Origin of the sequence: Nonomuraea sp. NPDC049486, from assembly GCF_040676925.1 — a bacterium.
GTDB classification, from domain to species: Bacteria; Actinomycetota; Actinomycetes; order Streptosporangiales; family Streptosporangiaceae; genus Nonomuraea; species Nonomuraea ferruginea.
Genome location: NZ_JBFAPV010000010.1, coordinates 269,919 through 291,748, shown reverse-complemented (window position 1 = coordinate 291,748; position 21,830 = coordinate 269,919). Strand labels below are relative to the sequence as shown.

The window sequence follows — 21,830 nt, the reverse complement described above, 5'->3', positions numbered from 1 at the left end:
TACCACGGCCTCGCCCTGGGCGACGGCAGTCCGCCAGTGACCGTGACTGACCTCTGTTGATCACCCTTAATGGCACGGCGATCACGTGTGCGGTCACGGGGTCTGTTCTGCCGGACCTCTGTTCTATGGTGCGCGGTCACCGTATTTTTCGATGATCGAGCTGAGAGAGCGTGGGGCTGACGGCATCTCCTGCACCAGTGGATCCGGTGAGGTGACGCCAGTGTGTACGGATCGCATCCATTCGTCGTCGACCACAGCCTGGCATAGCGCTTCGGCGGTGATGAGCGTGGCGAGACCGCAACTGTTCTCCCAGGTCTCCCGACCCGCTGGGCTTGCGGCGATCCATTGCTCGACGCTGGCGAGATCAGGAACTGGATACCAGCTCCAGTCCAGCATGTCGAACTTGACCACCAGGCCACTTTCCGTCCGATAAGAGACCAAGGCTGGGGCTTCATCGATCCATACAGCGCTCAGGCAGGGGCCATACTGCGCCAGAATGGGAAGAGCACCCTCGGTGACAGAATCGACGCGGTAGTCCATGATGACGGTGCCATTGCCGAGGCGCCCGATGAGCATGTCGACGTCGTCTGCGAGGAAGCGCGCTGGCTGAGTGCTCTCGGGTGAGATGCCATACGCAGCCAGGACGTCGTCAATCTTGGTGGCAGAACACCACGTCAAGTCGACGACCAGCTGAGTGTGCAGGCGAAACCACTTGCTGTAAGTAGAGTCGATCACGGACGTTTCCTCTCAGCTGACACCGCCATGAGCCACGCTCAAGGATCTTTGCGCATCCGCGCGCCGTCCGCCGCCGAACCGCGATCAGCCACGTTGCTCGGTGAGCCAGGGTGAGGAACGAACCCTGGATCGTCGATCGCCCCCAAGCACGTACGGCGTCCAGCCATGCAGTGGCGATCGTAGGGCTGCATCTGTGCGGCGGCGCGGCAACCCCGGTCGGAGCGTTCGGGTCAGTACGGCGGTGCTGGCGTGCGGTGGCCGGCCCGGTGTCCCGCCGCCGTCCGGGACCGGCCCCCAGGCCGCACGCCCGGACGGCGGGCGGGCGGAGGGCCGGGGGTACGGCGGCGCGCCGCGCCGCCGCTTGATCCCTAAAAGAACAACTCGGCAAGTTCTCCAGGCACCCAATACCGCTTCGGCAACACGTCGTGTCAGCCGCTGGCTGGGCCTTTCAGGCTGAGGGTGGGTCGATCAAGTGCGTGTTGACTGATCGGGCCGCTTCGGCGAGTTCGGGGAGTGTGATCACGGTGACGCCGTGGGCGGTGAGGGTTTCTGTGCCGTTGGCGTCGGTGACGAAGGTGGGGGGTTCTGTCCAGGCGATCACCACGCGGGGGATGCCTGCTTGAAGGATGAGTTGAGTGCAGGTTCTGGGGCGTGAGCGTCGTTTGTTGCAGGGCTCCAGGGTGCTGTAGAGGGTGGCCTTATTGAGGCGGGGGTCGCCAGCGGGGAGTTTGGCCAGGGCGGCCTCTTCAGCGTGTACGTGCTCGTCGGTTTCGCGGGAGTAGCCGCGGCTGAGTTCGTTGCCGTACTCGTCCACGATCACCGCGCCGACGGAGAAAGCCGTGTCCGAGGGTGGGCAGAGGCGGGAGAGATCGATGGCGGTGAGCAGCCATCGGCGGTCGTCTGGGGTGGCGGTCATGAGGTGGTACTACCCGATGCCCGTTTGGGGAGGTACCGCAGCAGTACGACGTCGTCCACGGTGCGGGTTTCGGCGAGGGTCATGCGGTGGCCGGTGCCTCCGGGGAAGTCGCCGGGGTTGACGAAGCGGGGGGCGCCTGCGTCGCCGACGAAGATGGGCGCGATGGCGAGGTGGATCTCGTCGGCGAGTCCCTGGGTGAGGAACTGGGTGTGGATGGTGGCGCCGCCTTCGACCATGAGGCGTCCGATGCCGCGTCGGCCGAGATCGTCCAGCATCTGTGCGAGGTCCATAGTGGGGCCGAGGCCGACGATGGTGGCCAGGTCGCGCAGTGACTCGCGGAGCTTGGAGACGACCGAGTCGGGGCAGTAGACGATCTTTTCGCCGCCGTGGTGCCAGAACTTAAGGTCCGGGTCGAGGTCTCCGCTGTTGGTGACGGTGACCTTGAGCGGGTACAGGGGCAGGCCTTGGGCGGCTCGTTGGGCTCGCCGGGTTTCGGAGTTGACCAGGAGGCGGGGGTTGTCGCGGCGCATCGTGGTGGCGCCGATGAGGATGGCGTCGCTGTCGGCTCTGACCTGGTCGACGCGGTCGAAGTCGGGGGCGTTGGAGAGCAGGAGCCGTTCCGGCGTGGTGTCGTCGATGTAGCCGTCAACGGACATCGCGCAGCTCAGCAGGACGTAGGGGCGTCGCATGAGACCTTCCAGGGAACCGTGATCATGCTTGCCGCAACACCGTACCTCTCAGCGCGGTGTGCAGTTCGGCAACGAGGGGTGCGCTGCGCCAGGGCTGGAGCTGCTGGTCCAGCTTGAGGAGCTCGTTGATGATGCGGGCTGATCCGGTGTCCTCGGCGATGCACAGCGCGGACATGGCGACGTTGGCGGCTTGTTCGGGCTCTCCCGCTCCCGCGTGGGCGATCGATTCCCGTGACAGGTAGACGCCGAGATCACGGCGGAAGGATGGCGGGACGGCGGCTGTCGCGTACTGGAAGCCTTCGACGGCTTCGCTGAACCTGCCGAGTTCGGCGTTGCTCCGTGCGCGCTGGGCTTGTAGGTAGGGCTCATCCAGCCATACGCCCCATGGGGAGTTGGGGTCGTCGGTGACGTTGAGGAGGAGTTCGTGGGCGCGGTCGAGTTCGCGCCTGGCGGTGTTGCCGTCGTTGCGCAGGGCGTGCCCGAATCCGCCGTAGGTGGGGGCGAGTGCTTCGAGTTTGCTGCCTGGGCGGGCGAGGGTGCTTGCGGCCTCGGCCAGGTCGATGGCGGTGACCGCGTCTCCCATGTCGCCGGCGAGCTGACTTTTGCGCGCCAGGATGAACGTGGTCATGTCTCGATCGGCGATGGCATGTGACAGTTCCAGCGCGCGGTCTGCCCAGTACTGGGCGGCGTGGAAGTCGCCCGCGTCGTGGTGAAGCCATCCGCAGAATTCGCAGTATTCGGCCTGCAGTCTGAGCAGCTGGTGCCGGTCGGTGCCTCGCGCCGCCTGGCGGAGTTGATGTATGGCGGTGATCTGCTGCTGGACGGCGGGGATCGTGTTCAGGGGGCCGAGCAGATTGTCATTGTCGATCAGGACTTTGCGTACCTGCTGCAAGTGCTCGACGGGGCTGAGATCACCTGTGCCCGTGGCAAGTCGTCGCGCTGGTGAAACGGGAAGCGACGTGTTCTCTGACGGCATGATTCCCGCGAGGCCGACGCCCAGGCCCTGAAGGAATGTGCGGCGGGATACAGACAAGAAGATGATCCTCCCATCGGGAGCACGCCCCGGCACGACAAGTGTCCCCTCGTCAGCAGGTGCTGACAACTGCCGCTCGAAGTCTCCTTTGTCCCGCAGCGCTGCGAGGTCGGTGCCAATACTCGCCAAAGATGAGCTATGTGGCAATTGCTCGTTTTCCGCCTTGGCGGGACCTCGCTTGACGGGGGCGAACCCCAGGTCCTCCGGGTCAAGGTGGGTGACCTCGGTCAACGCCAGTCGGTACGGCTCTCGCGGCCATGCGACCTCGCCCGCCTCCCAGCGGCGTAGGCGTTCCTCATCGCAAGTCAGCTTGTATTTGATCCCGCTTTTGCTGAGATTGATCATTTTTACCATTTCGGCCCGCGTCAAACGGGCCTTCTGGCGCCACTCGTGAAGGCGAACATTCATCCCCGTTCTGGGCATATCCGGCCTTCTTTCGAATGGGAGCGGCTAAAGGGGGCTACTGGGGGACCTGGAAAGGAGGTCCCCTCATTCTGCATTGCCGGTGGACTTGCCATCAATCAACAAGGTAAGTGCAGCGGACTTCCGCCGTAGGGAGTACCGGAAACGACTCGCGAGGAGATGGCGACGGTGACCCGGCCAGAGAAGAACTGCGAGACAGGCCCCTGCCCGGCGTGCCGGGGACGCGGTTACAAGCTCAAAGGCTCGTGCCGCGCCCTCCTGATCGGCACTGGTGGAGAGGGGGCGGAAGAGATCGAGGAGCGCAAGTGTCTCGACTGCCTCGGCGAAGGCCAGGCCGAAAGGAACGAGAGATGAATCCGATCATGCTGGCGGCCACGAACGGGCTCGGGCAGCAGAGGGACGGGCGCGCCCTGGCCCAGTTGCGCGAGCGACTCACGAGCCTCGGCGTCGAGGCCGAGTTGCTGCCGGACAACAGTGCGCTCATCGTGCGCCGACCCGAGCCGGGGCTGCCGGTGTGGGTGTTCGTCGGGTACGGCGGTGCGTACTTCTCCTGGCAGAGCGCCGAGAGGCGGCATCCGGTCGGCGATGTGGAGGGGGCGGCAAGCGTCTTGGCGGAGTGCGCCGCCAAGTAAGAGGCCGGCGCGGCGAGGTGGCGTCAGTCCCCGTTCGGAGGGGTACGGGGCGGTCCTTCCCAGCCTCGTCGCGTCTCATCGCCCGGCAGGTGGTCGAGTCCATGCCCATGGAGGGTCGCCCCCGTTCCTCCGCGACTGCCTGCCGGGCCTTTTCCCGCACGTCAGCGGAATGCTTGGACGGAGCGGGCTGATCCAGGTTACGCTCAAACTTGGTAAAACAACCTGTCGGGTGTTGGACGGTCAAAATGTCGCTTGAGTCCGTACCGCCGAAGTATGCGCAGCTTGTGCAGGCCCTTCAGCGGCGTATCGAGTCGGGAACGTACCCACCGGGCTCCCTCCTGCCCAGTGAACACCAACTCATCAAAGAGTTCAGTGTGTCCCGGCCTACCGTGGTCGCCGCGCTGCGAGTGCTGCGTGAGCAGGGCTGGATCGACTCCCAGCAGGGAAAAGGCCGTTTCGTACGTGGCCGTCCCGCGATGGCGTCGATGGAGTCCAACCGGCCCGGACAGGCGTACCTGGCCAACCCGGAGACCGATACTCCCGGCGAGCTGGTGGAGGCGGGTGCGGTGGCACCGTCCAACCGGGTGGCGTCGCTGCTGGAGATGCAGCCCAAGAGCAGGGCGTTCCTGCGTCGGCGCCTGGTGGTCCGTGACGGTGAGCCGACTGAGCTGGTGTCGCTGTGGTTGCCCTTGGAACTGTCGGAGGGCACTGACCTGACCAGTGGTGAGCCGTTGCGGGAGGGCATCCGGGAGCATCTGACGTCGCGCAAGGGGGTGCGCTTCGATCACATCGTGGAGCAGATCACCGCGCGCATGCCCACCGCCCAGGAGGCCAAGCAACTCGGCATGCCGAAGAACGTGCCGCTCCTGGCCGTGTTCGGGGCAGTCCGGGACGCTTCCAGCCGGCCACTGGTCGTGGTTGAGGTGCTGCTTCCCGCTGACCGGCACGAACTTGAGGACGCCTACCCGGTCACGTGAGGAACGACGACTACCTGTTCGTTGTCCTCGTAGATGATCCTGCCGGGGTCCGTTGATTCGAGGCGCATGCACTCCACGTCATGGGCGGCGAGGATCGACAGGTATCCGGACATCCTCTGCATGAGATGACCGGCTGACAGCTTGAACCAGGCCGCTGCCCTGGGGTTGATGCTCCGGTCGTAGACCGTGGGGTCCACGGTCACAGGATTGGTGAAGTTCGCCTCGTACCAGGCGTTGTTCTCGCGCCTGAACCGCTCTTCCGCGTCGGACAGACGCCCCTGCGCGGCCAGGCCGTTGACGAGGCCGAACACGCCCGGGTACGTCCCTCGCCCATTCGCTACCGAGCTCTGGAACCTCACGTACATCGGTGGCGCTCCTCCCGTGATCATGCTGCCTGGCGTTTCTATCAGTTGGTTGCTTGGACTCCAACTCGCTTAGCTACTTGACCTAGCAAGCTACGCAGAGTTATCGTCTCATTACTTGACAGGTTAAGTGCCTGTCAGCCAAGAAAGGAAAGCTGTTATGGCTCTGCAAGGTCCCATCCCCGTCACCTTCGCCATGGTCTTCCCGCACGGCTGCTACGTCGTCGGCCAGGTCGAGCCGGTCAAGGACTTCGACGCCTCGACCAACGGCCGCTTCGTGCAGTCCCGCGACAAGCAGACCAGTGAGCTGGTCTGGCAGGTCGCGGTCCTGGACGGTGACCCGGCCCTCAAGCCTGCGCAGAAGACGGTGGCGGTCAAGATCCTCGCGCCGGTCCAGCCGGTGCCGCCATCCCCGATGCCGGGGCTTCCGTTCACGCCCGTCGAGTTCGACGGCATCTCGGTCACGCCGTACGTCAACGGCAACGGCCGCCTCGCCTACTCCATCAAGGTGCGGGAGATGCACGCTCCCCACCAGCCCACCGCCCCGGCCAAGGCCGGAAAGGACGCCGCCTGATGACCCGTCGCCGTACCCCTCGCACCAGCGTGATCCGGCTGACCACCGGCAACGCCGCCCGCACCCTCAACCACCCGTTCGCCCGCCGTGAGCCCGTCCTGGCGCTCGACTTCGGCGCCACCTCCGTCCTGGTCACCACCAGTGGCCCCGTGACAGTGAAGGACCTGGAGTTCGCGCACCAGCTCGCCCGCGAAGCCCAACGCTTCGCCCGCTCCCTAGAGCGCAGCTTCTACGGCCTGCCCGACGGACGCGGGGTGGCGGCATGAGCGAGCACCGGCCCTACACCTACGTCACCGTGTCCCTGCGACCCGACTCCGACCCGCACGTCGGAGTCTCCTTCCACACCCCGCGCCTGCGGATCCGCGCCGGACTGCTGACCAGCAGCCCTCGGCCGTACCTGGAGTTCGCCTCCCACGAGGCCAACGTGCACATCTCCACCACTGGAGCCGGGCCGGTCACCGACACCGACCTGGCCATCGCCCGCGAGATCTTCAACGCCGCCGCTCGCTACCTGGCCGATTGCGAGTGCCTGCACGCCGAACAGCCGGCCAAGGACGCCACCGACACGGCGGCCTGACACGAAGCGGGGCCGCTGGAAGCTGCAACTCCCGGCGGCCCCTCGGTTCTCCCACGACTCGCTCCATCACGAGAGGTTCCCAGCTTATGTTCAAACGGCTACCTGGCGACGAGGCGCGTAACCTCGTCTCCACCACGCCCGACACGGCCGTCGTCTTCCGCCCGGCCGTCGTCAAGACTCCCGCCATCCTCACCATCGTCATCCTGGCCTGGCGCATGCTCGCCGGGCTTGTCCGTACGATCTGGCGTCACCCAATCGCGGCCACCATCCCGGTAGCCCTCGGCGCCACCTGGTACGTCTACGGCTGGCCCATGGCAGCATCTCTGCTCGGCACGGTCATCCTGATCCTCGCCTCATGGGCGTACATCGACCGGGCGTCCTTCAACCGCCTGATCGGCTACCGGCTGCTGGCCTGGTGGCGGCTCACCTGGATCTACCGGCGACACTGGCAACCCGTCCTGATCGTCTCCGGTCTCGGCCGTCACATCCGGGGCCGTGACTATCTGCCCCGGCTCGGCAAGGTCACCTGCACCTCTTGGGCCGACCAGGTCACCGTGCGCATGCTCAAAGGCCAACCGGTCAAGGACTGGACCGACCGCACCGACCATCTCGCCCAAGGCTTCGGCGCCACATCCTGCCGGGTGACGCTAACCCAGGCCGGACACCTGACACTGACCTTCCCGCGCAGCGATCCACTCTCTGAGCCCCTGCCGGCCCTGTCCATCCCCACCGAACCGACCGTGGGACCGATCGAGATCGGCACCCGCGAAGACGGGCGACCGTGGCGGCTCAAAGTGCATGGAACCCACGTTCTCGTCGCGGGCGCGACCGGGGCCGGCAAGGGGTCGATCATCTGGTCCGTCATCCGCTCCCTGCTCCCCGCCGCCAGCGTGGGCCTGGTCGAGCTGTGGGCGCTGGACCCGAAACTGATGGAACTGTCCTACGGCCGTGCACTCTTCGGCACACGGTACGCAGCCACTCCCGAGGAGTGCGCCGACCTGCTGGACGAGGCCGTCACCGTCATGCAGAAACGAGCCGCCCGTTTCGCCGGGCTCCAGCGCTCCCACACGCCCACGATCGATGCTCCGTTCGTCCTGGTCCTGGTCGACGAGGTGGCGTTCCTGACCGCCTACCAGTCCGACCGGCAGCTACGGCAACGCATCTCCTGCGCCCTCGCCACCCTCACCACTCAGGGCCGCGCAGTCGGCGTCGGCGTCCTGGCCGCGCTGCAGGACCCGCGCAAAGAGGTCATGAACATCCGCAACCTGTTCCCCGACAAGATCGCCCTCCGCCTGGACGAGTCCGAACAGGTCGACATGGTCCTCGGCGACGGTGCCCGCGACCGGGGAGCGCTGGCCGATCGCATCTCACCCGTCCCCGAACGAGGCGCGGGAGTCGGTTACGTCCGCCTGGAAGCCAGCCCCGAACCCATCCGGGTCCGCGCCGCCTACGTCTCCGACGCCGACATTCACGCCATGGTCAACGCCTACACCCCGTACGGGAGCGCCGCATGAGGAGCTGCGCCGAGTCGGAGGTGAGCTCTGATGTGTGAGCTGCTGGAAGAGCTTCGCTGCGCCACCTGCCACACCGTGAACGCTCTCTGGCTCGACCCGGTCCGCGCCCTGGTCGAGTGCCGCGCCTGCGGCCAGATCGCGCTCATCGTCCTTGACGTCAACGAAGGGAGGTTCACATGACCCATGCGCACGACCGTGCACTTCCCCGGGCCGTCCGCCAAGCCATGCCGATGGCCCGGGATGTGCTCGAAGAGGTCGCCAAGCTCCACGGCGTCTGCATCCGGCCCATCCCGCTGCGGCGACTCGACACCGTCACCGGTACCTCCGAGATCATCGACGTGCCATGCGGTTCCACCCTGGACAGCAAGTGCCCTCCCTGCGCCAAGCGCAACCGGCAACTCCGCATGGCCCAGTGCCGCGAGGGCTGGCACCTCGACACCGAACCGGCCATCACCCCGGACGAGGCCAGCGAGGAACAGCGCCGACTGGTCGAGTTCCGCGCCGACATGCAGGCCAAGCGTGATGCCGCCGAGCAGACCGGCGACGACACCACCGACCTGGACGCCGTTCTCGCGGGCTTGGACGAGGAGATCAACGCGGCTGGGATGCGGGGCAGCGTCACCGGATCCGCGGTGCCCAAGCGCACCCGATCGACCCGGCGTCGGCAGGACGCCCCGGACCTGCCCAAGCGGAAGATGGCGGCCACCACTCTCGGACGCACCTTCACCGGCTCCGACGGCAAGGTCTATCGGCCGTCGCTGTTCGTCACGCTCACCCTGCCCAGCTATGGCAAGGTCCGTGACGGCGTCCCCGTCGATCCGGACACCTACGACTACCGGCGCGCGGCTCGGGACACGCTGCACTTTTCCAAGCTCGTTGATCGATTCGTGCAGAACCTGCGCCGGGTCGCTGGCTATGACGTGCAGTACTTCGCCGCCGTCGAACCGCAGAAGCGGCTTGCCCCGCACCTGCACATGGCCATCCGGGGCACCCTGCCCCGCGCGGAGATCAAGCAGATCGCCGCCGCCACCTATCACCAGGTGTGGTGGCCACAAGCCGACGAGGTGCGCTTCGACGGCGACCACCTGCCCGTCTGGAACGAGGAGGCCGGCTACCTCGACCCGGCAACCGGCCAGGTCTTGCCCACCTGGGACGAGGCCCTCGACGCCCTGGACGAGGACGCCGAACCCCTCCACGTGCTCCGCTTCGGCGACCAGGTGGACGTGCAAGGCGTGCTCGCCGGAACCCCGGACGCCGACCAGTGCATCCGCTACCTGTCCAAATACCTGACCAAGTCCATCGGTGACGCCCTCGACAGCGGCCAGGCCCAGCGCGAGCACGCCACCCGCATGCTGGATACCCTGCGCTACGAGCCATGCTCACCCACCTGCCCGAACTGGCTCCGCTACGGCGTCCAGCCCAAGAGCGCCAAATCCGGCATGACGCCCGGCCACTGCCGTGGCAAGGCCCACAAGCCTGAACACCTCGGCTACGCCGGACGGCGCGTGCTGGTCTCCCGCAAGTGGAGCAACAAGACCCTCGCCGAACACAAGCAGGACCGCCGCACCTGGGTCCTGGAAGCCCTCGGCCAGGCCGACGAACCCACCGACCCACACCGCTACATCTGGCGACCGGTCCCGGCCGGAGACGCCAACGTGCCACCCCTCGCTGTCCGCCTCCTCCGATCCGTCCACGAACGCCAGCGCTGGCGAGCCCACCTCCGCGAGCTGGAAGCCAGAGCAGAAGGCCAAGATCTTTCGGCAATCGAGGGGAGGGCGGCATGACTGCGAACATCACACCACTTCTCCTCAGGCCCGAAGAAGCCGCCGACTGCCTCGGCATCGGCCGCACCAAGGTCTACGAGCTGATCCGCTCCGGCCAGCTCCGATCCGTTCGCATCAGCACCCTGCGTCGCGTTCCGGCAACCGCACTGACCGAGTTCGTCTCCCAGCTTGAACAGGAAGCAACATGAGCACCCAGAAGCGTGGCCAGAACGAGGATTCGATCTATAAGGACGGCGACCGCTGGCGCGGTGCGGTCTCCCTCGGTTACGGCCCGGACGGGAAGCGCACTCGCAAGAAGGTCTCCGGCAAGACCCGCGCCGAAGTCGTCGAGAAGGTTCGCAAGCTCAAGGAAGCCCTGGCAAAGGGAGCTCCGGTCCCAGACGACCGACTGACGGTCGGCACATTCCTCGATCGCTGGTTGCTCCACCTGCCCGGCCACATCTCCGATGGGACCTTGGACGACTACGAGGACACTGTGCGGCTCCACCTCAAGCCGGGGCTCGGCCGTCACAAGCTGACCAAGCTTACCGTGGCCCAGGTCGATGCCCTGTGGCAGGCCAAGCGCAAGGCCGGTTACAAGGCGAACAGTGTCCGGAACATGCGGGCCGTACTCCGGAAAGCTCTAGGCCAGGCAGAACGAGAGGGCCTGATCATGCGGAACGTCGCAGCCCTGTCGATGCCGCCGCGCGTACCCGTTGAAGAAGGCCGGACGCTCACGGTAGAGGAGGGTAAGAGGCTCCTCGACGCTGTCGCCGATCACCGCATGGGCGTCCTCGTGCTCCTGGCCCTCGTCTTCGGCCTGCGTCGTGGTGAAGCGCTCGGCCTCATGTGGAACGCCCTGGACCTGGACGCTCGAACACTCCGGGTCACCCACTCCGTCAAGCGCCTCAAGAACCGCGACCCGAACGCCACGACCAAGACCCGCATCGTAGTCAGCGAACTCAAGACCAGGCGCTCACGCCGCGTCCTCTGCCTGACTCCCGAACTGATCGAGGCGATCAAGCGCCACAAGGCCACCCATAACAAGGAACGCCTTCGGACCGGCGAGGACTGGACGGAGCACGGCCTGATGTTCCCGACGGTCTTCGGCAACCCATCCGACCCGGACACCTTCTCGCACCTGTTCTCCCGGCTGGCCAAGAAGGCCGGCCTCGGCCACTGGCACCCACACGAGCTTCGCCACTCCGGCGCATCGCTCATGCTCGCCCAAGGCACTCCCCTCCACGTCGTGTCCGAAGTCCTCGGCCACGCCAGCATCGCGATCACCAAGGACGTCTACGGACACCTGCTCGAAGGTGACCGGCGCGCAGCAACGGAAGCCATCTCCAGCGCCCTCCTGGGGAAACAGACCCCGGTGGCTCCCAAGGTGGCTCCCGAAGACGCCGATGACACCGGTTGAAGATCAGAAAGCACAAGGCCCCTGACAGCATTACGCCTGTTCAGGGGCCTTGTGGTTGCAGAGCCGACGTGGGGAATCGAACCCCAAACCTTCTGTTTACAAGACAGATGCTCTGCCGATTGAGCTACGTCGGCACGGCCTATCAGTGTAGACGGTCACCGCCGTCGATGACGAGCCACTTCGTACAAGGTCACCCCTGCCGCCACCCCCGCGTTGAGCGACTCCGCCGCCGCGCGCATCGGGATGCGGGCGACCACATCGCACTGCTCGCGGACCAGCCGCGACAGCCCCTTCCCTTCGGAGCCGACCACCACGACCAGGGGCTCCGCCAGGAGGTCGACGTCGCCGATCTCCGCGTCGCCCGCGCCGTCGAGACCGATGACGAAGAGGCCTTCGTCGCGGTATTCGCGGAGGGCGGCGGTGAGGTTGGCGGCGCGGGCGACGCGCAGGGTGGCCAGGGTGCCGGCGGAGGTTTTCCAGGCGCCGCCTGTCACGCCGGCTGAGCGGCGGGACGGGACGAGCAGGCCGTGGGCGCCGAAGGCGGTGGCGGAGCGGGCGATGGCGCCCAGGTTGCGGGGGTCGGTGACGCCGTCGAGGGCGACGATGAGCGGGGTCTCGGCCGCGTCGCGGGCCAGCTCGACCAGCTCCGCCGGGTGGGCGTAGTCGTAGGCCGGGATCTGGAGGGCCACGCCCTGGTGGACGGCGCCCTCGGTCAGCCTGTCGAGCTTGTCGCGGGTGACCTCCATGAGGGCGATCCCGCGGTCGGCGGCGATTTTGACGCTGTCTCGTACGCGGTCGTCGTTGTCGACGCGGTGGGCGACGTAGAGGGCGCTGGCCGGGACGCCGGCCTGGAGGGCCTCCAGGACGGGGTTGCGGCCGCCGATGTATTCGGGGGCGTCGTCGGAGCGCCTGGTGCGCGCGGGGGCGCGGCGGGTGCCGCCTCCCTGCTCCTCGCGGGCGACGCGCTCGGCCCTGGCCTTGTCCTTGTACCAGTGGCGCATCTCGGCGGGCGGGGTCGCGCCCTTGCCTTCGAGGCCGCGGCGACGCTGACCGCCGGTGCCCTTGGTCGGGCTCTTCTTCTTCGCGGGCCTGCCCGGCTTACCCCCTGCTGCCATGGAATCAAGGGTACTTGCGCCGCCAAGTCCCTTGGCCCGCCTAGGTTGGCGGACGTGGATCTGAATTACTACGACACGCTCATCGCGGTCGCCGAGGACACCCAGGTCATCCGGGCCGAGGTTCCGCTGCCGAGGGGTGGCAAGCCGACGGTCGCGAGCGTTCAGTACGAGTTGCTCGCGGCCGATCCGGGCGCCCTCACCCAGGAGGACGTGCTGTTCGAGAGCTGGCTGCGGCGCCAGGACGACCCGGAGCCGCCGCAGGACGTGCGGGACGAGCTGCGCGACCGGTTCTTCAGCAGGTCGCAGGCCTGCCTGCGGGCCTCGCCCCTGCCGAAGAAGCACGGCTGGGGCCTGCTCTTCGACGGGGCGGGCCGCATCACGTTGTGTCCGATGGAGTCGGACGAGTATCAGCGCATCGTCGCCGGCGAGGTGGCGGGTGTCCGCGTGCTGAAGGCGATGCGCACCCGCCGCAGTTAGCCGCGCAGCTCCCAGCGGGCGCCGTGCGGGGTGTCCTCGACGGTGACGCCCGCCTCGGCGAGCTGGTCTCTGATCGCGTCGGCGGCCGCGTAGTCCTTACGGGCCCTGGCCGCCTTGCGCTGCTCCAGAGCGACCACGACCAGCGCGTCGACCACCGCCTTGAGGTCGGAGCCCGCCGTGCGCCACTGCGGCGAGCGCGGGTCGAGGCCCAGCACGTCGAGCATGTTCTGGGTCTCGGCGAGCAGCCGGGCCACCGCCTCCTTGTCGCCCTTGGACAGCGCGACGTTGCCCTCGCGGACCACCTCGTGCACGACCGCGAGCGCCTGAGGCGTGCCGAGGTCGTCGTCGAGCGCGTCGGCGAACGCCTGCGGGAGCGGCGCGTCGGCGTCGACGTCGTGGATGACCTCGGCGGCGCGGGTCACGAACCCCTCGATCCGCTGGTAGGCGGTCGCGGCCTCCCGCAGCGCCTCCTCGGAGTAGTCGATGGAGGAGCGGTAGTGGGGCGCGGCGAGGTAGTAGCGCAGCTCGACCGGGCGGACCTTCTGCACCATGTCCGGGACCAGCAGCGAGTTGCCCCGCGACTTGGCCATCTTCTCGGCGCCGATCTTGACCAGGCCGTTGTGCATCCAGTAGCGGGCGAAGCCGTCGCCCGCCGCCTGGGACTGGGCGATCTCGTTCTCGTGGTGCGGGAAGATCAGGTCGAGGCCGCCGCCGTGGATGTCGAACGTCGGGCCCAGGTATTTGGTGGCCATCGCCGAGCACTCGAGGTGCCAGCCGGGACGGCCGGGGCCCCACGGGGTCGGCCAAGTGGGCTCGCCGGGCTTCTCGCCCTTCCACAGGGCGAAGTCGCGCGGGTCGCGCTTGCACGACTCGTCGTCGGTGTCGCCGGCCGCCCGCATGTTGTCCAGCTTCTGGTTGGAGAGCTTGCCGTACTCGTCCTCCCAGGAGCGCACGTCGAAGTAGACGTCGCCGCCGGAGGCGTAGGCGTGGCCGCGGTCGATGAGCCGCCGCATGAGCTCGATCATCTCCGGCACATGGCCGGTGGCGCGCGGCTCGACGGTCGGCGGCAGGCAGCCGAGCGTGTCGTAGGCCCAGGTGAAGGCGCGCTGGTTGCGCTCGGCGACGACGAACCACGGCACCCGCTCCTCGGCGGACACCCTGATGATCTTGTCGTCGATGTCGGTGACGTTGCGGCAGAACAGCACGTCGTAGCCGGAACGCATGAGCCAGCGCCGCAGCACGTCGAAGTTGACGCCCGAGCGGATGTGGCCGATGTGCGGAGGGGCCTGCACGGTGGCGCCACACAGGTAGATCGACGCCCGGCCGGCTTCGAGCGGGACGAATGCGCGAATGTCGCGAGTGGCGGTGTCGTAAAGGCGCAGGCTCACAAAAGCAAGGCTAACGCCTCAGCCACCGTCGTGGATGCGATTACCGCGCCACCATGTGCGATGACGGTCGCGTTGATCGGCCCGGGAGTGCATTGTTCTGTAGGCTCGAACCGCCATGGACGTGACTCCCCCCTCTACGCTCCGCCGCCTGGGCATCGCCCTGGCCGGACTCGCCGTCGCCGCGCTGACGGGCGCCGCGTGCGTGCTCTCGTTCGACGATCTGCGGGCGCTGGCCGTGCACGGCGGCGCCCGTCCCGACCTCGCCTACCTCTACCCGGCGGGGTTCGACGCGCTGCTCGCGGTCACGCTGATCTGCGTGCTGCTGCTGCGCTCCGCCCGCGCGCTGGTGCGCGCCCAGGCCGCGGTGGTGCTGGTCCTGCTCATCCTGGCTGCCGCCGCGGTGAACGTGGCCACGGCGCTCGGCCACGCGTTCCCGGCCTCTCCGACGGCCGTCGGCGTGGCCGTCGCGCCGTGGGTGATGCTCGCCCTGGGGCTGTGGCTCTGGATGCTGCTGATCAAGCACGTGCAGGACGGCCGGGGATCCGCGCGCGACCACGACGGTACGGGGGAGCACGACATCGTGCCGTTCAACCGGGGCGTCGAGGCGGACAGGACGGTCGAGCTGCCGCGCCCGGCCGCCGGGCCGCGGCCGTCCGAGGAGCCGCCGCCCCTGGCCGCCGCCGCCCCGGCCGCGCTGGAGACGACGCCGGTCGTCGGCCCCACTCCCGCCCCGGAGACCCCGCCGGTCTCGGAGCAGGTCACCCGCTGGCCGGCCCACCGTCCCGAAGAGGAGACGGCCCCCTCGCCCGCACCGGATTCGGCCCCCGAACCGTCCGCGGCCTCGCCCGTACCGGATTCGGCTCCTGAACGATCCGCGTCCTTATCGGAACCGGCCCCTGAGGAAGCCCCGGAGCCGGAACCGGAGCCCGAGCCTGAGCGGCCCGTGCGGTGGGGTGATCGGGTCAAGCCGAGAGACGTCCTGGTGCATCCCCGCGCGGCCACGAGCGCCGAGAAGGGCGCCGACACGCAGCCCGTGCCCGTGGTGCGGGACGACGAGCCGGACCCGGGGCACGGCCGGGAGGCCGCCGACGCCGGTGAGCGCGGGCAGGACGGCCGGGCCGCGGAGGCCCTGGAGGACACCGCCCCTCACCCCGTCGTCGAGGAGAACGACGGCGACGGCCACCGGCCGTCCCCCGGGGAGGCGCCGTCGGGGCGGCTGCGCAGCACGCCCCTGCCGCCGGAGGACTGAGAACGCCGCCTGACATGCGCGAAGCCCGCCCGGCATCAGTGCCGGGCGGGCTTTGCGCGTGTTGCTCCGTGCTCTCGGGATCAGGCACGGTTCCCGGGGTCACAGGCCCCGGCTAGATGCTTGTACCGCGAGGTCCACGGCGTAGGCCGGCGACGATGCCGACGCCCACGACCGCCAGGACGACCTGCAGCACCAGTTCTATCCAATCGATGCCGGGGGTCGTCTCCACGCCGATGACCTGAGCGATCATCGTGCCGATGAGGGCGGCGACGATGCCGACGACGATGGTGAGGATCCACCCGATGGCCTGCCGGCCCGGAAGCAGCAGACGCCCGATCGCGCCGATGACGGCGCCGATCACGATGGCGCCCAGGATGGACTGGATTGTCATGACACAAACCTCCCCGTGAGGATGAGCGGTTCATCCTGCACGGGGAGTGGGATACCCGATCTCCAGCCTTTATGCCGGAGATTTACAAATTTGCAGCTCAGGTGGTGGTTCGCCCTCTTCCGCCACCCTTCCCCCTGGCCGATCCGGCCACGATCGACACTCCGATCACCGCCAGCACGAGTTGGAGGATGTGTTCGAGCCAGTCGATGCCCCTGGTGTCGGCCCAGCCGAACAGCTGAGCGATCAGCGTGCCGAGCAGAGCCGCCACGATGCCGACGATCAGTGTCAGGCCGATGGACATGTTCTGCTTTCCCGGCAGGATCAGCCGGGCCAGCGCGCCGACGATGGCGCCGATGATTACCGCGGAAACGATCGCGCCGATCATGTATAGCTCCCCCCGAAAGCGTCTTCAGAGGGACATACCCGGCATTTCGGCAAGTTACCCCTGGTAGACGGCGATCCGCACCGCGCCAGAGCGGACCGCCGTCGGCCATGGAACAGGCGGGCGGCAGGTTGCCCACCGGTTAAAGGACGGCTGATCCCGGCGTGAGGTTGACGACGAGCGCGGTCGCGACCGCGGCGATCCCTTCGCCGCGTCCGGTCAGCCCGAGCCCGTCGGTGGTGGTGGCGCTGAGGCTCACAGGAGCCCCCAGAGCGACGCTGAGCGCCTTCTCCGCCTCCAGGCGCCGGGGAGCCAGTTTCGGGCGGTTACCGATCACCTGGACGGCCACGTTGCCGATCTCGAAGCCGGCCGCCCGCACCTGGCGCGCGGTCTCCTCCAGCAATGCGGCGCCGGACGCGCCCGCCCAGCGCGGGTCGGCAGTGCCGAACAGGCCGCCCAGATCGCCCAGCCCCGCGGCGGACAGCAAGGCGTCACAGGCCGCGTGCGCGGCGGCGTCGCCGTCCGAGTGGCCGGTCAGGCCGGTCTCGCCCGGCCAGTGCAGGCCGGCGAGATGCAGCTCCCGGCCCGATGCGAACGGGTGGACGTCGACTCCGACGCCCACCCGTGGAACGATCGCGCTCAGGAGTTCAGGACCTCGTCGAGCAGGGCCTCCGCCTTGTCCTCGTTGGTCTTCTCGGCGAGCGCGAGCTCGCTGACGAGGATCTGGCGAGCCTTGGCGAGCATGCGCTTCTCGCCCGCGGACAGGCCGCGCTCGCGGTCTCGGCGCCACAGGTCGCGGACGACCTCGGCGACCTTGTTCACATCACCGGACGCGAGCTTCTCCAAGTTGGCCTTGTAGCGCCGCGACCAGTTCGTCGGCTCCTCGGTGTGCGGCATGCGCAGCACGTCGAAAACGCGCTCCAGGCCCTCCTGGCCGACAACATCGCGCACCCCGACGAGTTCTGCGTTTTCAGCTGGCACCTGGACGGTAAGGTCGCCCTTGTCGACCTTGAGCACCAGGTAGGTCTTTTCCTCACCCTTGATGGATCGCTTCGTGATTGCTTCGATCCGAGCAGCCCCATGGTGGGGGTAGACGACAGTGTCGCCGACCTGGAAAGTCATGTGACAAGTACCCCTTCCGCTGTACTCCAGAGTACCACGCATCCACAGGGTCCCGGAACAGTGAAATCATCATAACTGCAGGTCAAAGCCGCATATTGGGGATTGACAAGAGGTCAACTCTGTGAATCGCATATCCGGACATACCGAATGACCTGCGGGGGTGTGGAAATGACCTTGGAAACAGGTGGATATGGTAGGCGCTGCCCATCCCCATGTGCGAACCAAGGAGAACCCGCTCGTGACCAGCCGTCGCTGGATTGTCGCCGCCGCCGCGTTCCTGGCAGCCCCCGTACTCGCCGGCTGTTCTGTTGGTTTCGACGCCAACACCACCAAGCCGTACGCTCCGGTGGAGGCGGCGGCCCTGATCGACCAGGGCGCCTACGGCAAGCAGAGCATCCACGTGCCCCAGGCGTTCATCCTCGGCCCCGAGCCCGGCGGCAGCATCCCGTGGCGCGGCTCCGTCCCCGTCTACCTGACGATGCTCAACAACGGCGACTCCCCCGACACGCTGCAGTCCGTCAGCGCCGGTGACGCCGCGAGCGCCAAGCTGGCCGCGCCCGTGCAGCTCCCGGTGGGCCAGCTCGTCAAGGCGGAGGCCGCCACGCCGCAGATCACCCTGGAAGGCCTCAGCAAGGCCCTCAGAGGCGGTGAGGCGCTCCGGCTGGACCTCCAGTTCGCCAACGCCGGCACGATCACCCTGGACGTCCCCGTGATGCCGCACAGCCGCGAGTACGCGTCCTACCCGGCGGTCGAGGGCGCCGTCCCCGCGCCGACCCCCTCGCCCACGCCGACCGAGGCGGCCGAGGAAGAGGCCCACTGACCCCAGGACACGCCAGAACCCCTTCGTCCCGTACGCGCACTCGTACGGGACGGAGGGGTTCTGTCAGTCTTCGGCGGTGTCGAACTTGTAGCCGAGGCCGCGCACGGTCAGGATGCAGCGCGGGCTCGACGGGTCGGCCTCGATCTTCGCGCGCAGCCGCTTGACGTGCACGTCCAGGGTCTTGGTGTCACCGACGTAGTCGGCGCCCCACACGCGGTCGATGAGCTGGCCGCGGGTGAGCACCCGGCCGGCGTTGCGCAGCAGCACCTCCAGCAGCTCGAACTCCTTCAGCGGGAGCTGCACCGGCTCGCCGCGCACCGCCACCACGTGCCGGTCGACGTCCATGCGCACCGGGCCGACGGCGAGCACCGCGGTCTCCAGTTCCTCAGGGGCGTCGCCCTGCCGGCGCAGCACCGCGCGGATGCGCGCCACCAGCTCGCGCGAGGAGAACGGCTTGGTCACGTAGTCGTCGGCGCCCAGCTCCAGGCCCACGACCTTGTCGACCTCGCTGTCCTTAGCGGTCAGCATGATCACCGGGACCTTGGAGCGCTGCCGCAGCGAGCGGCAGACCTCGGTGCCCGGCAGGCCCGGCAGCATCAGGTCGAGCAGCACCAGGTCGGCGCCGTTGCGGTCGAAGGTGTCGAGGGCCTCGGGCCCGGTCGCCGCGACCGAGACCTCGAAACCCTCCTTGCGCAGCATGTAGGAAAGGGCGTCGGAGAAGGACTCCTCGTCTTCCACGACGAGTACACGGGTCACGGGGCGGCCTCCAGAGGGATTGCAGGTTGTGCCGGAATGGCCGTCCCACCGAAGGCGGGCAGGCGCAAAGTGAAGGTCGAACCGGAGCCTTCCTTGCTCCAGACGGAGACCTCGCCCGCGTGCGAGGCGGCCACGTGCTTGACGATGGCCAGGCCGAGACCGGTGCCGCCGGTCGCGCGCGAGCGGGCGGTGTCGACGCGGAAGAAGCGCTCGAAGATGCGCTCCTGCGCCTCCTCCGGGATGCCGATGCCCTGGTCGCTGATGCTGATCTCGACGCTCTCCCCGGCGGGGCGGGTGCTGACCACCACGCGGGTGTGCTCCGGGCTGTAGGCGATCGCGTTGTCGATGAGGTTGCGCAGCGCGGTCACCAGCAGCTCCTCGTCGCCCCAGATGCGCAGCCCGTCGGTGCCGCCGGTGACGAGCGTGATGTCCTTGGCGCCGGCGCGGGTGTTGCAGTGGTCGATGGCGACGCCGATGGCCTCGTCGATGGAGACCTGGGCGGGCGCCGGGATGGGCTCGGCGCCCTGTATGCGGCTCAGCGTGATGATGTCCTGCACCAGGTAGGTGAGCCGGGCCGCCTCGTGCTGCATGCGGGCCGCGAACCGGGTGACGGCCTCGGGGTCGTCGGCGGCGTCCTGGATCGTCTCCGCCAGCAGGCTCAGCGCGCCGACCGGGGTCTTGAGCTCGTGGCTGACGTTCGCCACGAAGTCGCGGCGCACCGCCTCGACCCTGCGCCGCTCGGTCTGGTCCTCCGCCAGCACCAGCACCTGGCCGAACGAGCCGAGAGGCGCCACGCGGACCGCGAAGCTCGTGGTCTCCTGGCCGAACTTGTTGCCCGCCACGTCGATCTCCGTCTCACGGATCTCGCCGTCGCGCCGTACCTGCCGCGCCAGCGCGAGCAGCTCGGCGACCATCAGCCGGTCACCCTTGACGAGCCCGAACGCGCGAGCGGCCGAACTGGCCCTCAGCACGCGGTCGTGCGCGTCGAGCACCACCGCCGACGAGGGCAGCACCGCGAGCACCGAGGCCACGCCCTGCGGCAGCGCCGTGACCCCCGGATCGGAGACCTCGCTCTTCCTGCTGGGCGCCTCGATCTGGTTACGGTAGAACAACACAGCCAGAGCCCCCACGACGAAGCCGGCCAGGGCCGCGAAGCTCAAGGCCATCTCACTCATGTTCCCGATGGTAGGCGGCGCCCTCGCGCGCACAGACCCCTCACCAGGGAGATGAACCGCCCTTTCCCGGAAAGTTCACCTCCGAGTCGGAGTTCGTTCACAGACGTCGCCGTACGGTGACGTCATGCGTGACGCGTACCACGAAGAACTAGACGCCCTCACTGACAGGCTGGTCGAGATGACCAGGCTTGTCCGCTCCGCCATCTCGCGCGCCACCACCGCGCTGCTCGACGCGGACCTCCAGCTCGCCGAGCAGGTCATCTCCCGCGACGAGGAGGTGAACGCGCTCTACTCGGGCATCGAGGGGTCCATCTTCGACCTCATGGCCAGGCAGCAGCCGGTGGCCGTCGACCTGCGCCTGGTCATCACCGCGCTGCGGATGGGCGCCGATTTGGAAAGGATGGGTGACCTCGCCGTCCACGTCGCCAAGGTGGCCCGCCTGCGCCACCCCGACTCCGCCATCCCCGCCGAGATCCGCTCCACCATCATCGAGATGGGACAGATCGCAGAGAACCTGGTCACCAAGGCCGGCGGCTGCATCGCCTCCCGCGACGTCGAGGTCGCCCTGGAACTGGAACAGGACGACGACGCGATGGACCGGCTGCACCGGCGGCTGTTCCGCACCATCCTCAGCAAGGACTGGAGCCACGGGGTGGAGCCGGCGATCGACATCACGCTGATCGGGCGGTACTACGAGCGGTACGCGGACCACGCGGTGAGTGTGGCGAGGGATGTCGTTTATCTGGTGACGGGTACGCGGCCGGAGTGATGCTCTTGGGGTGCGCCGCCTGGTTCGGCGCACCCGATGTGATTCGGTGTGCCCGGTTCTTGTTCGGTGTGCTGTCTGGTTCGGTGTGCCGTTTTATTAGGTGCAAAGCCGGTCATTAGGGTCAAAAACCAGGAAATCTTTTTGGGAAACCCCTCGGGCTGGGCGCCGTTACGCGTGCCTGACGGCCCGCTCAGCCCGCCGTAGGCCGTGAAGGCGTGGCCCTGCGCGGTGCCAGGCGCTTCGCGCCTCGACAGCTCAGACGTGTTGTGGGGGGGCTTCGCCCCCGCGCCCCCGGGGACAGGCGCGGCCCTGCGCAGTACCAGGCGCTACGCGCCTTCCGGCTCAGGCTGTGTCGTGTGGGGGCAAGCCCCCACACCCCCGGCGAGGGAGCTACCGCCCCTCGCGCTCCCCGGACCCCAGCCGGTTGATTTCTCTCGTGAAAGACAGACCCGCCTTCGGACGAGCCGTGGCTCCACTCGTTGAACTTCGAAGGCGCCGGTTCGAGTGAGAGTCGGCCCCACCCATCGCTTTTGAACACCCTGATCATGCATGGGTTTCTGGCTCTACCCGG

General features: G+C 68.0%; 27 protein-coding genes and 1 tRNA gene. 14 read left to right on the top strand and 14 right to left on the bottom strand.

Annotation, left to right across the window (positions count from 1 at the left end; all coding sequences use genetic code 11):
- Nucleotides 1–123: 123 nt before the first annotated feature.
- From AB0K05_RS28595 to AB0K05_RS28580, 4 genes are all read right to left on the bottom strand, one after another.
- Entirely contained in the window at nucleotides 124–735 is a 612-nt protein-coding gene (locus AB0K05_RS28595; RefSeq protein WP_271280414.1) for a hypothetical protein, read from the bottom strand.
- Nucleotides 736–1,183: 448 nt separating this feature from the next.
- Nucleotides 1,184–1,651: a deaminase gene (locus AB0K05_RS28590; RefSeq protein WP_271279235.1), complete on the bottom strand. Its 468-nt coding sequence runs from the start codon at nucleotides 1,649–1,651 to the stop codon at nucleotides 1,184–1,186.
- Nucleotides 1,648–2,340, bottom strand: coding sequence for a dihydrofolate reductase family protein (locus AB0K05_RS28585; RefSeq protein ID WP_271279236.1), 693 nt, complete (start codon nucleotides 2,338–2,340; stop codon nucleotides 1,648–1,650). The genes AB0K05_RS28590 and AB0K05_RS28585 overlap by 4 nt, the downstream gene beginning before the upstream one ends.
- 22 nt (nucleotides 2,341–2,362) lie before the next feature.
- Complete coding sequence (locus AB0K05_RS28580) at nucleotides 2,363–3,718, bottom strand: hypothetical protein (protein WP_271279237.1); 1,356 nt, start codon at nucleotides 3,716–3,718, stop codon at nucleotides 2,363–2,365.
- 428 nt (nucleotides 3,719–4,146) lie between these two features.
- Between AB0K05_RS28580 and AB0K05_RS28575 the strand changes: the two genes are divergently transcribed.
- A complete protein-coding gene (locus AB0K05_RS28575) occupies nucleotides 4,147–4,428 on the top strand; it encodes a hypothetical protein (protein ID WP_271279238.1) in 282 nt (93 codons plus the stop codon).
- A gap of 245 nt (nucleotides 4,429–4,673) precedes the next feature.
- A complete protein-coding gene (locus AB0K05_RS28570) occupies nucleotides 4,674–5,405 on the top strand; it encodes a GntR family transcriptional regulator (RefSeq protein ID WP_271279239.1) in 732 nt (243 codons plus the stop codon).
- Here AB0K05_RS28570 and AB0K05_RS28565 read toward each other — a convergent pair.
- Nucleotides 5,390–5,770: a hypothetical protein gene (locus tag AB0K05_RS28565; protein ID WP_364233071.1), complete on the bottom strand. Its 381-nt coding sequence runs from the start codon at nucleotides 5,768–5,770 to the stop codon at nucleotides 5,390–5,392. The genes AB0K05_RS28570 and AB0K05_RS28565 overlap by 16 nt on opposite strands.
- A gap of 157 nt (nucleotides 5,771–5,927) precedes the next feature.
- Between AB0K05_RS28565 and AB0K05_RS28560 the strand changes: the two genes are divergently transcribed.
- From AB0K05_RS28560 to AB0K05_RS28525, 8 genes are all read left to right on the top strand, one after another.
- Complete coding sequence (locus AB0K05_RS28560) at nucleotides 5,928–6,341, top strand: plasmid replication, integration and excision activator (protein ID WP_271279241.1); 414 nt, start codon at nucleotides 5,928–5,930, stop codon at nucleotides 6,339–6,341.
- Nucleotides 6,341–6,607, top strand: coding sequence for a hypothetical protein (locus AB0K05_RS28555; protein WP_271279242.1), 267 nt, complete (start codon nucleotides 6,341–6,343; stop codon nucleotides 6,605–6,607). The genes AB0K05_RS28560 and AB0K05_RS28555 overlap by 1 nt, the downstream gene beginning before the upstream one ends.
- On the top strand, nucleotides 6,604–6,918 hold the full coding sequence (locus AB0K05_RS28550; protein WP_271279243.1) for a hypothetical protein: 315 nt from the start codon (nucleotides 6,604–6,606) through the stop codon (nucleotides 6,916–6,918). Before AB0K05_RS28555 ends, AB0K05_RS28550 begins: the two co-directional genes overlap by 4 nt.
- 86 nt (nucleotides 6,919–7,004) lie before the next feature.
- Nucleotides 7,005–8,432, top strand: a complete 1,428-nt coding sequence (locus tag AB0K05_RS28545; protein ID WP_271279244.1) for an FtsK/SpoIIIE domain-containing protein — start codon at nucleotides 7,005–7,007, stop codon at nucleotides 8,430–8,432.
- Between the two features lie 30 nt (nucleotides 8,433–8,462).
- On the top strand, nucleotides 8,463–8,612 hold the full coding sequence (locus AB0K05_RS28540) for a hypothetical protein (RefSeq protein WP_271279245.1): 150 nt from the start codon (nucleotides 8,463–8,465) through the stop codon (nucleotides 8,610–8,612).
- A complete protein-coding gene (locus tag AB0K05_RS28535) occupies nucleotides 8,609–10,216 on the top strand; it encodes a replication initiator (RefSeq protein WP_364233063.1) in 1,608 nt (535 codons plus the stop codon). Before AB0K05_RS28540 ends, AB0K05_RS28535 begins: the two co-directional genes overlap by 4 nt.
- Complete coding sequence (locus AB0K05_RS28530; RefSeq protein ID WP_271279246.1) at nucleotides 10,213–10,404, top strand: helix-turn-helix domain-containing protein; 192 nt, start codon at nucleotides 10,213–10,215, stop codon at nucleotides 10,402–10,404. The genes AB0K05_RS28535 and AB0K05_RS28530 overlap by 4 nt, the downstream gene beginning before the upstream one ends.
- The gene (locus tag AB0K05_RS28525; protein WP_271279247.1) at nucleotides 10,401–11,615 is read left to right on the top strand and encodes a site-specific integrase; all 1,215 of its coding nucleotides are present in this window, start codon (nucleotides 10,401–10,403) and stop codon (nucleotides 11,613–11,615) included. The genes AB0K05_RS28530 and AB0K05_RS28525 overlap by 4 nt, the downstream gene beginning before the upstream one ends.
- Nucleotides 11,616–11,676: 61 nt before the next feature.
- Here AB0K05_RS28525 and AB0K05_RS28520 read toward each other — a convergent pair.
- Together AB0K05_RS28520 and rlmB are read right to left on the bottom strand one after the other, a co-directional pair.
- Nucleotides 11,677–11,749, bottom strand: a tRNA-Thr gene (locus AB0K05_RS28520).
- 21 nt (nucleotides 11,750–11,770) lie between these two features.
- Nucleotides 11,771–12,730: a 23S rRNA (guanosine(2251)-2'-O)-methyltransferase RlmB gene (gene rlmB / locus AB0K05_RS28515; RefSeq protein ID WP_364233060.1), complete on the bottom strand. Its 960-nt coding sequence runs from the start codon at nucleotides 12,728–12,730 to the stop codon at nucleotides 11,771–11,773.
- Between the two features lie 54 nt (nucleotides 12,731–12,784).
- Here rlmB and AB0K05_RS28510 point away from each other — a divergent pair, with 54 nt between their 5' ends.
- Complete coding sequence (locus tag AB0K05_RS28510) at nucleotides 12,785–13,207, top strand: DUF6157 family protein (protein ID WP_364233058.1); 423 nt, start codon at nucleotides 12,785–12,787, stop codon at nucleotides 13,205–13,207.
- On the opposite strand, the gene cysS is transcribed toward AB0K05_RS28510, so the two are convergent.
- Nucleotides 13,204–14,595, bottom strand: a complete 1,392-nt coding sequence (gene cysS / locus AB0K05_RS28505; RefSeq protein ID WP_364233055.1) for a cysteine--tRNA ligase — start codon at nucleotides 14,593–14,595, stop codon at nucleotides 13,204–13,206. The genes AB0K05_RS28510 and cysS overlap by 4 nt on opposite strands.
- A 115-nt stretch (nucleotides 14,596–14,710) precedes the next feature.
- Here cysS and AB0K05_RS28500 point away from each other — a divergent pair, with 115 nt between their 5' ends.
- Nucleotides 14,711–15,844 carry a DUF2637 domain-containing protein gene (locus AB0K05_RS28500; protein ID WP_364233052.1) on the top strand — a complete coding sequence of 378 codons (1,134 nt, stop codon included), beginning with the start codon at nucleotides 14,711–14,713 and terminating at the stop codon, nucleotides 15,842–15,844.
- Nucleotides 15,845–15,956: 112 nt separating this feature from the next.
- Here AB0K05_RS28500 and AB0K05_RS28495 read toward each other — a convergent pair whose 3' ends face one another.
- From AB0K05_RS28495 to AB0K05_RS28480, 4 genes are all read right to left on the bottom strand, one after another.
- Nucleotides 15,957–16,235 carry a GlsB/YeaQ/YmgE family stress response membrane protein gene (locus AB0K05_RS28495; RefSeq protein ID WP_219546172.1) on the bottom strand — a complete coding sequence of 93 codons (279 nt, stop codon included), beginning with the start codon at nucleotides 16,233–16,235 and terminating at the stop codon, nucleotides 15,957–15,959.
- A 97-nt stretch (nucleotides 16,236–16,332) separates the two neighbouring features.
- Nucleotides 16,333–16,620 (bottom strand): GlsB/YeaQ/YmgE family stress response membrane protein, encoded by a 288-nt coding sequence (locus tag AB0K05_RS28490; protein ID WP_271279252.1) that lies wholly within the window; start codon nucleotides 16,618–16,620, stop codon nucleotides 16,333–16,335.
- Between the two features lie 139 nt (nucleotides 16,621–16,759).
- A complete protein-coding gene (ispF, locus tag AB0K05_RS28485) occupies nucleotides 16,760–17,239 on the bottom strand; it encodes a 2-C-methyl-D-erythritol 2,4-cyclodiphosphate synthase (RefSeq protein WP_364233048.1) in 480 nt (159 codons plus the stop codon).
- Nucleotides 17,240–17,256: 17 nt separating this feature from the next.
- Nucleotides 17,257–17,739, bottom strand: a complete 483-nt coding sequence (locus tag AB0K05_RS28480; protein WP_043624891.1) for a CarD family transcriptional regulator — start codon at nucleotides 17,737–17,739, stop codon at nucleotides 17,257–17,259.
- Between the two features lie 238 nt (nucleotides 17,740–17,977).
- Between AB0K05_RS28480 and AB0K05_RS28475 the strand changes: the two genes are divergently transcribed.
- Nucleotides 17,978–18,559 (top strand): copper chaperone PCu(A)C, encoded by a 582-nt coding sequence (locus AB0K05_RS28475; protein WP_261809065.1) that lies wholly within the window; start codon nucleotides 17,978–17,980, stop codon nucleotides 18,557–18,559.
- Between the two features lie 63 nt (nucleotides 18,560–18,622).
- On the opposite strand, the gene AB0K05_RS28470 is transcribed toward AB0K05_RS28475, so the two are convergent.
- Together AB0K05_RS28470 and AB0K05_RS28465 are read right to left on the bottom strand one after the other, a co-directional pair.
- Nucleotides 18,623–19,315, bottom strand: coding sequence for a response regulator transcription factor (locus tag AB0K05_RS28470; protein WP_148036687.1), 693 nt, complete (start codon nucleotides 19,313–19,315; stop codon nucleotides 18,623–18,625).
- Nucleotides 19,312–20,490: an ATP-binding protein gene (locus AB0K05_RS28465; protein ID WP_246640229.1), complete on the bottom strand. Its 1,179-nt coding sequence runs from the start codon at nucleotides 20,488–20,490 to the stop codon at nucleotides 19,312–19,314. The genes AB0K05_RS28470 and AB0K05_RS28465 overlap by 4 nt, the downstream gene beginning before the upstream one ends.
- 124 nt (nucleotides 20,491–20,614) lie before the next feature.
- Here AB0K05_RS28465 and phoU point away from each other — a divergent pair, with 124 nt between their 5' ends.
- Nucleotides 20,615–21,259 (top strand): phosphate signaling complex protein PhoU, encoded by a 645-nt coding sequence (phoU, locus tag AB0K05_RS28460; RefSeq protein WP_148036686.1) that lies wholly within the window; start codon nucleotides 20,615–20,617, stop codon nucleotides 21,257–21,259.
- Nucleotides 21,260–21,830: the final 571 nt, after the last annotated feature.